Consider the following 14,571-nt stretch of genomic DNA (forward strand, 5'->3'; position numbering starts at 1 on the left):
TTGTTTTTATTATAGGAAATTTTTGTAAAATAATCTTTTTTAAGGTTGAAGTTATAAAGGGGAGGCAAAAACGTTGAATGAAAAATACCAGCCATTATTTGAATCCTTTTCTTTTCCGAATGGTACCCGATTGAAGAATCGTGTGATCATGGCCCCCATGACCAACTGGTCCTCAAATTCGGACGGAACGGTTTCTGATGATGAAGTGAAATATTATAAACGTCGTTCAAAAGGGTCAGCATGGTCGTCACAGCCTGTGCCAATGTGACAGCAGGCGGCAAAGGCTTCTCCGGCGAAATTGGCGTGCACAATGATGATATGATCCCGGGATTAAGAAGGTTGGCGACAACGATTCAAGATCAAGGCGCCAAAGCGGTCTTGCAAATTTATCATGGCGGCCGGTTGTGTCCACCGGATTTAGTCCCAAATGGGGACATTGTCAGTGCTAGTGCAGTTCCGGCAGGAGAGAACGAACCGGTTCCCCGTGCATTAGAGGATGGCGAAATCAAGGAAATCATTCATGCGTATGGGGAGGGCGCCCGTCGAGCCATTCAAGCCGGATTCGACGGGGTTGAAATCCATGGAGCGAATGGATACCTGATCCATCAGTTCTTTTCTCCTCATTCAAATCATCGTGACGACCACTGGGGTGGAAGCCTGAAAAAACGAATGAACTTTCCACTGGCTGTCATCAATGAGATCCAGAAAACCGTGGGTGACCACGCAAAAGATCCATTCATCGTGGGGCACCGGCTTTCTCCTGAAGAACCCCAAACTCCAGGTATTACAATGGCGGACACGTTGGAATTCGTCGATGTTTTAGCCGATCAGGAACTGGATTACATTCATGTTTCACTAATGAATTTTTGGTCCCGTCCTAGACGAGGCTTGGAAGATACACGTTCACGCTTAGACATCATCCAAGATCGTGTAGGGAACAAAGTCCCTGTTGTCGGAGTAGGCTCCATCTACTCAGCCGAGGATGCCCGATCCGCAATCCAAAGCGATGTACCCTTTGCTAGCTTTAGGACGCGAACTTATTATAGATCCCGACTGGGTAGGCAAAATCGAACAAGGAAAGGCTTCCGATATTGAGACGATTTTAGATACAAATGGTCAAGATCGGCTGGTCGTACCGAATCCTCTTTGGAAAGCGATTATCCACACCCCTGGATGGTTCCCTGGTGTTGATTAACAGATTTAAAGCCTTTGCCACCTACAAAAAGGTGGCTTTTCATAAGATTGATTCCAATAATAATGGTTACGGACTTTTTAAAAACCTTTCATAACGCCATTATACTCACAAACTGTATATTTTACTGTTATTCTGGTAGATGCCCCATCCAGTTCTTCAGCCGTTCAAGATATCCGTCGACATACCTTCTCTCGAAGAGAGGCTTCAAGCCTTCGTTCTGCCGAATCAACTGGCTTCATACCTCAAAAATAGATGCACTCAGGATTGTTGACGAGATGAATTCGGGAAACGTGGTTCCGTCATTTTCACCCTCCGTTGTAAAGTTGGAATTCATTTGAAAGTTCCCAGCATTTCGTGCCTCAAAGTGTTTATAGCAGAACTTGTCGCGTCGCCCGTTGCGGAAGATAGGTAATCAATTTCAGTAATATTTAAGGCTACCAACTTTATTGTTATATGACTGACTTATGTTAAACAACAACAATAACCATTACGGAAGGTTTTCTAAAAGAAATTTACGATGAATGGTATTAAGATAAAAGTATTCTTCAGCTAAAGGGCGCTTATCTCTAATAAGTATTGTACCAATGTTGCATCATAGGGCCATATTTTCGAATAAACACAATCAACAAAAGAAATGGGGGATTTTATATAATGACCGAGATTAGAGAAATAGGATCCTTATGTTCTTTGGATGACAAAGGCTACATAATAAACGAGTCTGATTCTGAAAAAATTAATCATAAATTTCAATTAGCAATCCAGCGAACAAAAGAGAGCTGCCTTTATGTTTTACCAAGGGAAATTCATAGTATTTATATAAGGGGATCTTTATATATGGGCTTTTCATTGGAGCAAATCAAGGAAAAGCTAGATGGCAACAATCGGTTGAACAGCAGTTGGAAATGGTAGGACGGCAGCAGAAACGGTTACAGGCATTAGAACAGGTCCTGCAAGGGATGCTATACTCCATTCAGTTTGAAGGTGAGATTAAGTGGCCCATCATTTTTGAGATTATACATTTATTCCAACCAACAGCAAATAGTATTACTAAAGTCTGTAGTTTGTCTAATGTTCCCATAAATAAATCTCTTTCTTTTAAAAAAGGGTTGTGAACGATTAACAGACCTTTAATTTTTGTGGAAAATATTTGCTGAAACCAAGTATACTATTAATAGGGGAATGCTAAGGTTTTCTTTTCGATTATGTTTTCAACGTGAAAAGTGCTACAATGTTTAAATGCGAAAAAGTTATTGATCCTCAAACTGTCAAAATGATAAAGAATAAAGAAGGTATATGCATGAAGAATGGCTGGAAAATTTACTCGAAAGATATGAAGAATATAACACGCAATTGGGTTGCAGCTATTTTGATTGGGGGACTTATTATATTGCCATCATTATATGCATGGTTTAACATAAAGGCCTCCTGGGACCCATATGGGCAGACCGATCAAATTCCAATCGGTGTTGTGAATGAAGATGCAGGGGGGCAGGTCAGGGACGAAAAAATCAACGTTGGTAACGACCTTGTCAATACACTTAAAAACAACGATTCAATGGATTGGCATTTTACAAACCGTGAAAAGGCAATGGAAAATCTAAAATATGGCGATTATTTTGCTGTCATTGTCATACCGGAGGATTTCTCCGATAACCTGTCAACGGTTATTACAGATAATCCAAAAAAAAGCAAAACGGAATACTACGTAAATGAAAAAATCAATGCCATATCCCCGAAAATAACAGACAAGGGTGCCAGTACGATTGTGGAGCAGGTCAGTAGCAATTTTATTTCCACAGTAAATGGCGTTATTTTTAATATGTTTGATGAAATTGGTGTAGAGCTGAACGAAAAGCTGCCTGATATCAAAAAGTTTGAGGATTATGTTTTTACGATGGAAAAAAAATTACCGGAAATTCATGATTTGATTTCAAATGGCCTGCAGGATACAAAGGATGCGCAGTCTATCATCAATAAAGCGCAAAACATGCTTCCGGAAGCTGAGCGGACAACCAATGATGGCCTTCAAACGGTTAATGAAACAGCTGACTTAATGTCAAAAGCTGAAGGCCGCTTAAATGAAATGGCACCGAAAATTGAGGAGGATTTGAAAAAAGCGCAAGGCACTGCTGAAAACATCAACAAACTGCTTAAAGATGCCCAGAATGTGAACATTGATTTTAGCAAGGGTAAAGAACTGCAGCAAAGCATTGACAGTTCATTGGGTGATGCAACCAGTCACATCGGTGAAATAGAAGCAAAGTTGAAGCAGCTGAAGGAAATGAATCAGGAGCAACAGGCCGATGGCGGTGAACATGGAAATAAGCAGAATAGTGATGAGGGTTCAAACGGTCAGGAAAACAGCGACCAGAATAATAATCAGAACAACGGTCAGAATAACAGCGCTAATCAGGATCAGGTAATTAAAGATGCCATAGAACGATTGAGCACACTGCGTGGAGCTCTTGAAGAAGCGCAGAAGAATGGTCAAAACATTACAGCATTCATTGAGGACAAAAAGCAGGAAGTCGATTCCGTTATCATCGATTTAGAAGAGTTATCTGGCAATACAGCAAACAGAATAGGAGATTTCCTGACAGATTATAAAGAAAATATTGAGCCAATAGTCAAACAGAAAATCAACAATGCGCAACAGACGTTATCTGATGCAAAAGGGATTTTATCAGAAATCAAGTCAACAATTCCGGAGGTAAAACAAGTCCTGTCAAATACCGAAAATAATATTGGTGAGGGGCAGGAAATGCTGAATACAATTCTTGGCGAATATCCGTACGTGAATAGTAAAGTCAATGAACTTGCTGATAAAATTCGTGACATCCAGGGTGAAACTGACATCAATGAAATTATTGAATTATTACAGAACGATCCTGAAGCAGAACGGAGCTTTTTTGAGGAACCGGTCAAGCTCAGCAAAAATGAACTTTTTCCAATTCCGAACTACGGTTCCGGGATGACCCCATTCTACACTGTCCTGGCTATATGGGTTGGCGGTCTGCTACTGATTTCCCTATTGGCCGCAGACGTTCATGGTGGGGAAGAACTAACGGGCAGGGAGCGTTATATTGGAAAGTTGTTCACGTTCCTTACGATAGGTTTACTGCAGACACTCATTGTAACGCTGGGTGACCGGTTTATTGTTGATGCTTACATGGCACATCCTGTCTGGTTTGTGATATTCGGCCTGCTGATCAGTTTGGTGTTTATGCTGATTATCTTCACACTTGTTTCACTTTTTGGCGATGTCGGAAAAGCAATGGTCATTGTCCTGCTTGTTCTGCAAATTGCCGGTGCGGGCGGCACATATCCGGTTGTTTTGCTTCCTGAATTTTTCCAGGCAATCAACCCGTTCCTTCCGTTCACCTATGCCATTGATTTAATGCGTGAAGCAGTCGGGGGCATTATATGGAAATCAGCAATACACGATATGGCTATTCTGGGTTTATTTGGACTCGGTTTTGTGTTATTCGGTGTCCTGTTTAAAAATGTGGTTAATAAACATACCGACAGGCTGATGAAAAAGTCCAAGGAGGCTGGTTTATTCCATTAATGTTTATCAGTATAGAAAAAGCCCGCTATAGTGCGCCGTTCAACAAGCTATGCTATAAGCACTTTGAAACGTGAAATGCAGAGGATTACTTATAGTTAATCCAAACTTTACAACGCAGGATGGGAATGACGGAACCATCCGTCAATACTCCTGCATGCGTCATGACTGGCAGGTCATGGGGTTTTTAAAGAACAGGTAGATCGGCCAGAACAAAGGCTGAAGCCATTCCTTTTGGAAAAGGTTATGCCGTACGGCTGAAAAAAAACTGGATAAAGGTGAGAAATGTTCGGACTGGCGAATTTTCCGAATGTACGGGTCTAAAGATTAAACATAGGGAAACCTATGAGTCATCCAACGATGGTGTGAGTGGTGTAGAGTAAAATTCGCCCTTTGAAATACACTATACCGGACAACGGCGGCATCCATCAAAGGCTTATAGTAAGCGCCTACGTCCAGAATAGATAGTTACGTTGTAAGGGACTTGGAAAGCAAGGAACGTTGGAACAAGGACTGTCATCCGAAACGGTTGCTATAAGGCTTATGCCAAAAAGCACTTATCCTTGTGGAAGAAGCCATTCAAATTGGAATGGAAGCTACTTCGGTAACCCAATACTAAGCAGCTTTTGTTTTATTCATCTTACGTGAATAATTACGTCTTTGTATCATTCAATTATCCAGTTTCATTTTGAACATTATAGTTCCAGAAACTGGCCCGTTTGTTGCATAAAGTTTGAATCTAAAGATGTTTATTTTAAGCCTACTTTGTTACAATCTACAGATTTAATTTTAACATAAATAATCGGAAAATCTGACTATTTTTTAACTTAGTAATGAAAATCGAAAACTATTGGTGGAGAATTCATTTAAAACTTCATAAAGTGTCTAGTCGTTAAATGTCAACAGGCAATGAAAAGATGCGAACGAAAAATGAACAATAAGCGAACAAAAAGGCGAACGAATAACGAACAAAAATGCTTAAAAAAGCTGTTAAATTATTAGTATCAGGAAGTTTAGGACTTCCCATTAACTCTTTTCTTTCACGGAAAAGGGTTTTTATTTTGGTCAGATGAGGAGGTGTAAATCATGTCTAACAATGAATTTGGAAAAGCAATGGATAAGCATCAGGACAAAGACGTTAAGCAGGACGATAAGACAGCCACTAAAGATTCTGCTGAACCATCGAAGAAAGAATCATCATCAAAAAGAAGACGCAGACCTGTTAAACCTGAAGGATTCAAGGAATTTGAAACACTGGCAAAAGGCATTATCGAAGCTGACGGGTCTTCATATTATGAGTGGCTTCATGAACAACACCAAGACATCATCTTGAATTTTAATGTATCGAACCAGAAACAGATCACGAATGTTGCGAAGAAAGGAGAGTGAAATACGTGCAAGACGCAATTCAAACCATACAAAATATCACAGACGGGATTAAACCGATAGCACCAGTCTTAGCCGGGCTGGTGCTTGTTGTTATTGGGTTAATGTGGACATTTGCCAAAGATCCCCAAAAAAAGGAAATGTATACGGGATGGATGGTCAACGTTGCAATCGGCTTTGGCATTGTTTACTTGGCAGCAAGCCTTGTCAGCTGGTTGGGCGGTCGTGTTGTTGGATTTTAAGGAGGTGAAGCATTGTGAGTGCTGAGTACAAATATTTCATAAGTTATCTTTATGAAGATGGCGGCGGCAATGTTGATATAACATTAGCGGAACCCATTCAATCGATAGATGATATTCGTGGTGTCGAAAAGGCAATCAGTGATGAGTTTGATTTAGGCGATTCTGTCACCATCCAAAACTTCATACAGTTAAACCATTAAACAAACGGGCGTTCCAATGAATGGAACCCTTTTTTATTGAGGAGGTTGAACATGCCGGAAACACATGATTTTGAAACAGAATTGGCAAACAAGTACGCTGACTTTCTGTCGGCGAAAGAAAAGGAAATATTAAATCCTGATAATGCAGGCTATAAATGGAAACGACAGAAGCTGGAATCCCTGTATCAAGACACAGTTCTGAAATCAAAGTATCCGAAGGAAAAACTTCAAACAATTGAAGATGACGTGCAAAAAGAACATGATGACCGGGTGAATCAATCAGAACAGTTTAAGCAAGCTTATAAACAAAATGTATTGGAAAAGCTGCAGCCTACAAGGGAAGAAACCCATTATAAGGATGCTTATAAGCGGCAAGTGCTGGATTCCTTAGATAAACAACCGGATGAAAAGGAAGAACCGACTGAAGATGTTCAAAAAAGAAATCAAGAGATGAAGGATTTTGAAGCAAAACACGGTTATGAGAAGGTCTATGAACTCAAACGCGAGGTGCTGGATGACATAAAAGATATGGACTTAACGCCGGTACAAAAGGAAAAGTTAAGTCAGATTGAAAAGGATCTGGAAAAAGAAAAGGCGATGAAACTTGGGAAGAAACAAAACAAGACACATGAACAAGAGATGGACATGTAGGGCTTCCGTTCAGGGAGTCCTTTATTGGAGGTAATATGAATGATAATGAAAGATAAACTGCTTTCCAATGTGAAAGCTGTTAAGCCGGAAAATAACACATTTGAGGCATTCAAAAAACGATTTTCTACCATCATGGGCGATCAACTAGACATGACGGAAGCTCAATTAAGACAAATTTATGATGGTATGTCACCCTATATTGACACGAGCATTTATGCGGAAATGGAAGATGTTCTGGCAGCGATACGAAACGCTTATCATGCGCTTGTGAATTGGGTGAGCGAAGAGACAGCTAAATCCTCTGAGAAACACGGAGACCAATCAGACAAACTCGCCAATGTAGGAACATTGGGAAGCCATAAGTCATTTTCGAAGCATAAACAATCGAATCATTCGGATGCGGAAGAACAGCGAAGCAAAGGTGAATCGTACGAGCATGACGCGATTCAACGCTATATGAACGATGAAAAATCGTTCAATTGGTTTGTAACGCATGTGGTCACGAATTATCAATCGCTTCCCAAACAGCGAATTGATGTATTGGTGTTCAAGCATGAAGGCTATCAGCATTTGGAACTGACGTTATTTGGCGAGTCTTTCATACAACAACATGGATTTAGAAAAGCCTATCATCTTCATAACAAATTGATGAAGGCATTTCACACAACTTTCGATGACTTATTAGCTAAAGGAACAGTTCTGACATCAGATCAAGCTATTCAAGAACACGTCCTTGCACCTGTATTAAAACGATTTGAAGCTAAGATCGCTGTCAAAGTAGGTGACGATGATGAGCAAGCTGAATCCCTATAAGAAACTCGTTTTTCAAAATATCGAAAATGCTTTAAGTGATTTGAATGCTGAAGATAAAGGCCGTTATTTTATCTGCAACTGCCCGGAATGTAACAAGCATGAAGCCTTTATGTATAAAAATAATAAGCATTTTATCCAGTGCAACCGGGAAAACCATTGCGGCTCACGGATGATGCTTGATTTTCATGAAAAAGGAGAGATGTCAGTTTATGAACAAAAGATCGAAAAACAGTACCCCAACCTGACGACACAACAACGGCAGTCCCTGGATTGGTCAAACCGTGTATTTTCGTATGCGAAAAACTACTTTAAAAGTGAGGCATTAGATAATGGTTACCGTGGTCTGTCAAAACAGACAACACGTGGTTTTGTAGCTGACTTACAAGATGAGGCTATCATGCAGCATGTTTTTCAAAAAGCCGAACCCTTATTGAACAAAAATTATGCCAATAATAGCTGGATGTGTAAACGAAACTTGATTTTCCCATTGTACGGCGAAGACAATACGCTGGATCGCGTTTTACTTCGTTCCAGTATCGATGAAAGCCTTGATCCCAAGGAAATACAGCTTATTTTCAATCCCTCCAAAGAAACGAGGGATTTTTTTATGGACATTCCGCAGGATGCTGAAAATGTCGTGGTGAGTGAATCCATATTGGATGCGTTGTCCTTTCGTGAGATAGATAAGAATGTTGGCATTATGGCTCTAACAGGCGCAACCAAAACAAGACAAATCAAAGATTATTTGGCAAAACACAAAGGACAGTTTGCAGATAAACACCTTTTAATTGCCATGGACGATGATCAGGCTGGCTGGAAGGCAACAAGGGATATCGTGAATACCATTGAAGATGCCGGTGTAGGCGAAAATTGGTCCGTTTTTGACTACACGTCAGAAATGAAAGACGCCAATGAAAATCTGCAACAAAACCGCAAAGCATTCATCAAAACGTATAACCGAATGGCAGCACGTACGAAGCAACATGAAAGGGTGATGGCCATTGAACACGAACCATAAGCCACTAACCGAGCGATTAAGTAATTGGAAGTTTATATGTGTTTTTATCCTGCTTACATTCATAGCAGGATTCTTTCTGTCTAACTTTCTATTACACTTTTTTCAGCAAGTGCTGCATTTGGTTGAAGGATTTGATAACAATCCGGAGCAAGTCAATTTGAATACCTTTTCCGTGGATTGGCATTACTTCTTTATTTTCCAAAAAGAATGGCTAGAATTTTATGTGGGTTTCTATATTGTCATAGGCATTAGTCTCACAAAATTCTTATACAACATCAAAATGAATTACCAAACCATTAACCGTGGACAACATGGCACGAATGAGTTTGAATCCGTCAAGAACATGAAGCAACAGTATCAGATTATACCGGCATCCAAAACAGAATACGACGGAAAAGGCGGGACAATTATTGGGGGATTGCAGGAAACAGGAAAACCATACCGGCTTCTGCTGGATGATGCCCCTGTTCATACCATGGTCATTGGGATTACCCGTTCCGGTAAAGGTGAAACATTCGTTGTGCCAATGATTGATGTTCAAAGCAGGGCTAGTCAGAAACCCTCCATGGTGATCAATGATCCAAAAGGGGAACTGGCTGGTGCATCTTATGAGACGCTGAAAGAGCGTGGTTATGTTGTCTATGTGTTTAATTTGATTGAGCATGCCATGAGTATGGGGTTCAATCCTTTACAGTTGGTCATTGATTCATGGAAACAGGGCAGGGTGAGTGACGCTCAAAAATATGCCAACAGTGTGGCATTCAGTTTGTATCATAATCCAAACGCCAAAGATCCGTTTTGGTCAAACAGTGCGAAGTCACTGGTGACAGCCATTATTTTAGCATTAACGGAGGATATGGTGAAAATCGGCAAGGAAGAACGGGTCACCATGTACTCTGTTGCCAACTTCCTTTCCAGTAAGGGCAGTGAAACAGATGAAGAAGGGAATAACGCGTTGGATGAATTTTTCCAGGCACGACATGAAAATAATCCAGCACGTTTGATGTATGCCACCAGTAACTTTTCAACCGGCAATACAAGAGGCAGTATCTTCAGTGTAGCGATGGATAAACTGCAAATCTTTACGCTTGAACCTAACGCAAAAGTAACCGGCCATAACAGTTTGGATTTAACCGAAATCGGGTTTGGCGATAAACCAGTGGCTGTCTTTTTAGCAACACCTGATTCGGACAATTCAAATGACGTATTGGCCAGTATCTTTGTCAGTCAGTTGTACCGTGTCAACTCAGAAAAGGCAACCAAAAGCAAGAATGGCAAAATGAAACGGCATGTGCAATTCATCCTTGATGAGTTTGGAAATATGCCGGCTATCGATGGTATGGCCAGTATGGTAACAGTCGGTGCCGGACGTGGCTTCAGGTATCACTTAATCGTTCAAGCTTATTCACAGGTGAAATCGGCCTATGGTGACGATTCGGATACGATTATTGGCAACTGTTCCAACCAAATCTATATTCTCACCGAAGATAATAGTACGGCTGAACACTATTCGAGCATGCTCGGGGCTAAAACGATTACGGATGTCAGTCGCAGTGGTGATTATCATTCATTCGATAAGTCGCACAGTGAATCGACAAAAGAACGCTCGCTTTTAACATCTGATGAACTGATGCGATTAAAAGAAGGGCAGTCCGTGTTGATACGCGTGAATAAACGGCAGGATAAGAACCGAAAAAAGATTGAGCCAAAACCGATTTTTAACCATGATAAAACCAGTCATAAATTCCGTTATCAGTATTTGGCTGATGACTTTGATACGGACCATTCCATCATGATGCTCCCAATTATGTCCGAAACGTATCATGATATGGACTTAAACAGCATGGTCTATTCTGCGGGGTCAAATGACGATTTATTTTTACGAATGGCTGACGTCATGACAGATAAGGCATTTGAGCAGTTTAAACGGCATATTTTACAAATTGAACAAAGTCAGGGTGAGATAGATGAGGAAAAAACCAAAACATTGCTTCAAGAGGTTGATCACTGGTCATTTCTCCATTATGTGAGTTTCATGGTTTATCATCCTCATTTTTCAAGAATACACTTTAAGGTACTGGCAGCATTACAGGATTATCTGCCGGATGACGTCATGCAAACGTGGCAGGATCAAGCAACGAAACGAATTGAAGAGCAAGTTAATCAAAATGAGAAAACTAATCAGGCAACCGAGCAACAACCATCAAATAAACAGTCCAATGGTGATCAAGAAGCCGAAAAATTACGTGAACAGGCACTATTTTAAAAGAAAAGACAAGGAGTGAGAAGTTATGAAAGAACCAAAATACCGTGTGGATTGGGATGTTATCGAAGAAATTGCCGTATTGCATGAAAGTCAAGCCGGATGGACAAAAGAACTCAACATCATTAGCTGGAATGGCGCTGAACCGAAATATGATGTGAGGTGGTGGAATCCGGATAAAACGAGGCTGGGAAAAGGATTCACCTTCACAGCTGATGAGCTAAGTAAGCTAAAAACGATTATTAATATAAAATTACCGGATGATCCGGATAGGACAAGATAACCATTTTAAGTGTCAAAAAGGCCTGTTATACTGTTCTCAAAAGGTTGTATGGGAGATGATGGTAACTTGATACGGAAACGAACGTTATTCAGCCTGATACTAATATCGGTTTTACTGGTTTTAAGTGCCTGTGGCGGGTCTGACAGTGCTGCAGAAGATAATAGCGATGAAGCGACAGAATCACCGAAAACTGGATTGAATGAAATTACGTTAGATGACATGATTACGAAAAAGGATAATAACGAAGCTTTTTATGTGTTGATTTATGATGCGCAACAAGACTATGTGAAAAACACCAAATTGCTTGAAGCCTATGATAAAGCTCTGAAAGATGAAGACATGACAGCATACTATATAAATATCGATAATCTTAATGATGAACAAAAGCAACAGATAAACACGTTTAGTGAAGAATATGAATCTCATTCGGGATCTTCTCACAGTCCTTTTGAAGACGGGGGACTCACTGTAGTTCATGACGGGCAGATTAATTCTGCATTTGATTATTTAGGGGAAGCATGGCTTTTAAATACGACTATTGATGAAACCAATACAAAAAATAGTACATTTCTGGATGACGATTTATATAGTGATGTAAAAGAAGGAATTCAAAAAAACGTAGATTATGTGGAAAAAGAAGAAATAAATTTAACGTATTAAAACAATACCATAGTTATCATGCTGGAACTTACCTGAACTTAGGTGAGTTCCTTTTTTATGGCAAAAGAGGGAGGGGAAGATCTTAATGGGTGATGATTTGAAAAAGCTTTATGAAGATTTAGCATCTATTTTGGATGTGAGCAGTGGATGGCTTTACGATGATCTCATCCGGAACATTTTATGGGGAATTATTCAAGCGTTAGTCTGGATTAACAATTGGATAGAAGGTGTGGCAACGGATGTTGTCACACTTGGCGGTGTGTATGATAATCCAGCCATGAATCGCTTTATTGAAACGATTCAACCCTATGTGTTTGGCATGTTTGTTGTCACATTAACCGTTGTAGGTTTTCAGTTTATGTTGAATAAAATTGAAAAGCGAAATGAAGTGCTCATGAATGTTTTGATCGCTGTGAGTGTCATCGTCATCCTGCCGAATCTCATGAGTATGATGGATGATTTGTTGAACGAAGGTGTTTCGGCATTAGATGAACCCGGCACACTATCCGATAACGTCCTTAAAAGGAATATTGCAGATATAATGTATTATGTTGAAAGTGACTTCAATTACGCAAATGGAAGTAATGAAGAAACCGTAGCAGGAAATGAAAACCTACTACCGCATCCACCCCATCCAGAGAATAAAGATATCGGGACAACAGATTATACTTACGGGAATCAATTAGAAAACCCTGAATCAATTGAAATAAATGAAAAGCTTGATATATATGAGGATGAGGGGTGGTTTAGCTGGACAACTGAGAATTGGGTAAAACAGTTATCAGACCAAGATAAGGATTTTCTAAAAAAACGCCTTATTTCAACAGGTGATGGTGGAACAAGGATAGTAGATTTAAACGAAAACACAGTGCCAGCTACTAACCTGGGGCAACAAAGCTACTACAGGTATCATGTCAATTGGGGTATTGTAATAGCTACAATGGCAGTAACAGCTTTTGCGCTGGTCATTACAACCATCAAAATCGGGCGAGCCATGTTTGACTTGGCATTTCATCAATTATTTGCCATGTTCACAGCAGCAACGGATTTAACGGGAGGCCAACGTTTGAAAAAAGTTTTAGTAGAGATTGCCAGTACATTTGCTGTCATTTTTGTGATGATGGTGCTGTTACGGATGTTCATCATCTATGCGCAATGGGCGAATGACATGGAACAGCATATTGGCATTATTGGAACAATCCTCCTCTTGATCGCTGGTGCTTGGGCGTTAATTGATGCACCTGATATTGTACAACGCTTGTTGGGCATTGATGCCGGATTGCGTTCTGGCTGGCAGGCTATGATGGGTGGTTATGCTGCCGGCCGCATGGTTGGCGCAGGCGGCAAAATGACAGCTGATGCTGGTGGTAAAATGCTAAAAACAGGCGGCAAGATTGGTGGCGGTGCGGTTGCTGGTGGTGCTGGCATGACAAGAGCATTGAAAAATAATAGCCATGTGAAACCAATGCCGTCTCATCGACATGCTGAATCGCCACGTCAAGAAGGTCAATTCTCTACAAACATGATGAACGGAGATGCTTCACGTTATGAAAACAACGGAGGAAGCACTGTTGGGAAGGGACAACCAACTCAGGAAGCTCGTCCGTCATCTGTCAATTCAATGCCAAGACAAGGTCAACAATCAACCAGTATTAGTTCCGGTCATTCAGGTGGTGTCACACCATCATCTGTTCATGGTGGACAGTCGCAAGAACCATCTGGCCATGTTAATATCCCAACATCACCGAAAATGACGAATCAGCCAAATGTGGGAACTTCAGATGGCCATATCCATCCAAAACCAAAACATACCTTGTTTGGTGGCAATCGTACGGTGCATCGAGCTAGTCATTTCCTAACACGGGCACATAACACCGGTTACGATGCAGGACAGAAAATGAATCATGTTCGTGGAAGTATCCGACAAGGCTTGGATAAAAAGGATGTGAAAAAACCAAAAGATATGCAAAAGGGGCTGAGAGACCATGACATACGAGATTCCAAAAGAGATTAAGGCAAAACCAAAAATTTTAGGGTTGGAAATGCGGGAGCTGGTCATTTTATTGATTAGCTCTCTTTTAGTTTTAACGATTTTGCGTGATTTGGTTCATAGTGTGTTTATGATGCCGTATTTTGTGGCCGTGATTGGCTTCATGATTTATCTGTTCATGCCATCCGGTCACAATCCGAAAAAAAGACATTATGAATCACTGATTCTATTTTTTCGCCATAAAAAGGCTGTTTACCATGCGATGGATAAACACAAACAGGAAAACAGTCAATTGCGCGGGTAAC

General features: G+C 40.5%; 13 protein-coding genes and 1 pseudogene. All 14 read left to right on the forward strand.

Annotation, left to right across the window (positions count from 1 at the left end):
- The first annotated feature begins 73 nt into the window (after positions 1–73).
- The 14 genes and pseudogenes from Len3610_RS18945 to Len3610_RS19010 all read left to right on the forward strand — a co-directional run bounded on the left by Len3610_RS18945 (position 74) and on the right by Len3610_RS19010 (position 14,570).
- A pseudogene (locus Len3610_RS18945) lies at positions 74–1,195 on the forward strand (NADH-dependent flavin oxidoreductase).
- 651 nt (positions 1,196–1,846) lie between these two features.
- Entirely contained in the window at positions 1,847–2,104 is a 258-nt protein-coding gene (locus Len3610_RS18950; RefSeq protein WP_176449292.1) for a hypothetical protein, read from the forward strand.
- A gap of 388 nt (positions 2,105–2,492) precedes the next feature.
- Complete coding sequence (locus tag Len3610_RS18955) at positions 2,493–4,763, forward strand: YhgE/Pip domain-containing protein (protein ID WP_010529449.1); 2,271 nt, start codon at positions 2,493–2,495, stop codon at positions 4,761–4,763.
- 1,083 nt (positions 4,764–5,846) lie between these two features.
- A complete protein-coding gene (locus Len3610_RS18960) occupies positions 5,847–6,149 on the forward strand; it encodes a hypothetical protein (protein WP_176449293.1) in 303 nt (100 codons plus the stop codon).
- Positions 6,150–6,154: 5 nt separating this feature from the next.
- Positions 6,155–6,388: a pilin gene (locus tag Len3610_RS18965; RefSeq protein WP_176449294.1), complete on the forward strand. Its 234-nt coding sequence runs from the start codon at positions 6,155–6,157 to the stop codon at positions 6,386–6,388.
- Between the two features lie 14 nt (positions 6,389–6,402).
- A complete protein-coding gene (locus Len3610_RS18970) occupies positions 6,403–6,588 on the forward strand; it encodes a hypothetical protein (protein ID WP_176449295.1) in 186 nt (61 codons plus the stop codon).
- Between the two features lie 51 nt (positions 6,589–6,639).
- Entirely contained in the window at positions 6,640–7,239 is a 600-nt protein-coding gene (locus Len3610_RS18975; RefSeq protein WP_176449296.1) for a hypothetical protein, read from the forward strand.
- Between the two features lie 39 nt (positions 7,240–7,278).
- A complete protein-coding gene (locus Len3610_RS18980; RefSeq protein ID WP_176449297.1) occupies positions 7,279–8,052 on the forward strand; it encodes a hypothetical protein in 774 nt (257 codons plus the stop codon).
- Positions 8,027–9,070, forward strand: coding sequence for a toprim domain-containing protein (locus Len3610_RS18985; RefSeq protein ID WP_255259687.1), 1,044 nt, complete (start codon positions 8,027–8,029; stop codon positions 9,068–9,070). The genes Len3610_RS18980 and Len3610_RS18985 overlap by 26 nt, the downstream gene beginning before the upstream one ends.
- Positions 9,054–11,336 (forward strand): VirD4-like conjugal transfer protein, CD1115 family, encoded by a 2,283-nt coding sequence (locus Len3610_RS18990; protein ID WP_176449298.1) that lies wholly within the window; start codon positions 9,054–9,056, stop codon positions 11,334–11,336. Before Len3610_RS18985 ends, Len3610_RS18990 begins: the two co-directional genes overlap by 17 nt.
- Before the next feature lie 25 nt (positions 11,337–11,361).
- Positions 11,362–11,616: a YdbC family protein gene (locus tag Len3610_RS18995; RefSeq protein ID WP_176449299.1), complete on the forward strand. Its 255-nt coding sequence runs from the start codon at positions 11,362–11,364 to the stop codon at positions 11,614–11,616.
- A 66-nt stretch (positions 11,617–11,682) separates the two neighbouring features.
- Positions 11,683–12,276: a hypothetical protein gene (locus tag Len3610_RS19000; protein WP_255259688.1), complete on the forward strand. Its 594-nt coding sequence runs from the start codon at positions 11,683–11,685 to the stop codon at positions 12,274–12,276.
- A gap of 85 nt (positions 12,277–12,361) precedes the next feature.
- A complete protein-coding gene (locus Len3610_RS19005) occupies positions 12,362–14,290 on the forward strand; it encodes a pLS20_p028 family conjugation system transmembrane protein (protein WP_176449301.1) in 1,929 nt (642 codons plus the stop codon).
- Positions 14,262–14,570 (forward strand): DUF5592 family protein, encoded by a 309-nt coding sequence (locus tag Len3610_RS19010; protein ID WP_176449302.1) that lies wholly within the window; start codon positions 14,262–14,264, stop codon positions 14,568–14,570. The genes Len3610_RS19005 and Len3610_RS19010 overlap by 29 nt, the downstream gene beginning before the upstream one ends.
- Position 14,571: the final 1 nt, after the last annotated feature.

Origin of the sequence: Lentibacillus sp. CBA3610 (assembly GCF_013373365.1) — a bacterium.
Classification (GTDB): domain Bacteria; phylum Bacillota; class Bacilli; order Bacillales; family Amphibacillaceae; genus Lentibacillus.

Bases quoted from the DNA above. Each gene is read 5' to 3' on its own strand.
- Len3610_RS18950 (WP_176449292.1), top strand. From the start codon at position 1,847: ATGACCGAGATTAGAGAAATAGGATCCTTATGTTCTTTGGATGACAAA.
- Len3610_RS18955 (WP_010529449.1), top strand. From the start codon at position 2,493: ATGAAGAATGGCTGGAAAATTTACTCGAAAGATATGAAGAATATAACA.
- Len3610_RS18960 (WP_176449293.1), top strand. From the start codon at position 5,847: ATGTCTAACAATGAATTTGGAAAAGCAATGGATAAGCATCAGGACAAA.
- Len3610_RS18975 (WP_176449296.1), top strand. From the start codon at position 6,640: ATGCCGGAAACACATGATTTTGAAACAGAATTGGCAAACAAGTACGCT.
- Len3610_RS18980 (WP_176449297.1), top strand. From the start codon at position 7,279: ATGATAATGAAAGATAAACTGCTTTCCAATGTGAAAGCTGTTAAGCCG.
- Len3610_RS18985 (WP_255259687.1), top strand. From the start codon at position 8,027: ATGATGAGCAAGCTGAATCCCTATAAGAAACTCGTTTTTCAAAATATC.
- Len3610_RS18995 (WP_176449299.1), top strand. From the start codon at position 11,362: ATGAAAGAACCAAAATACCGTGTGGATTGGGATGTTATCGAAGAAATT.
- Len3610_RS19005 (WP_176449301.1), top strand. From the start codon at position 12,362: ATGGGTGATGATTTGAAAAAGCTTTATGAAGATTTAGCATCTATTTTG.
- Len3610_RS19010 (WP_176449302.1), top strand. From the start codon at position 14,262: ATGACATACGAGATTCCAAAAGAGATTAAGGCAAAACCAAAAATTTTA.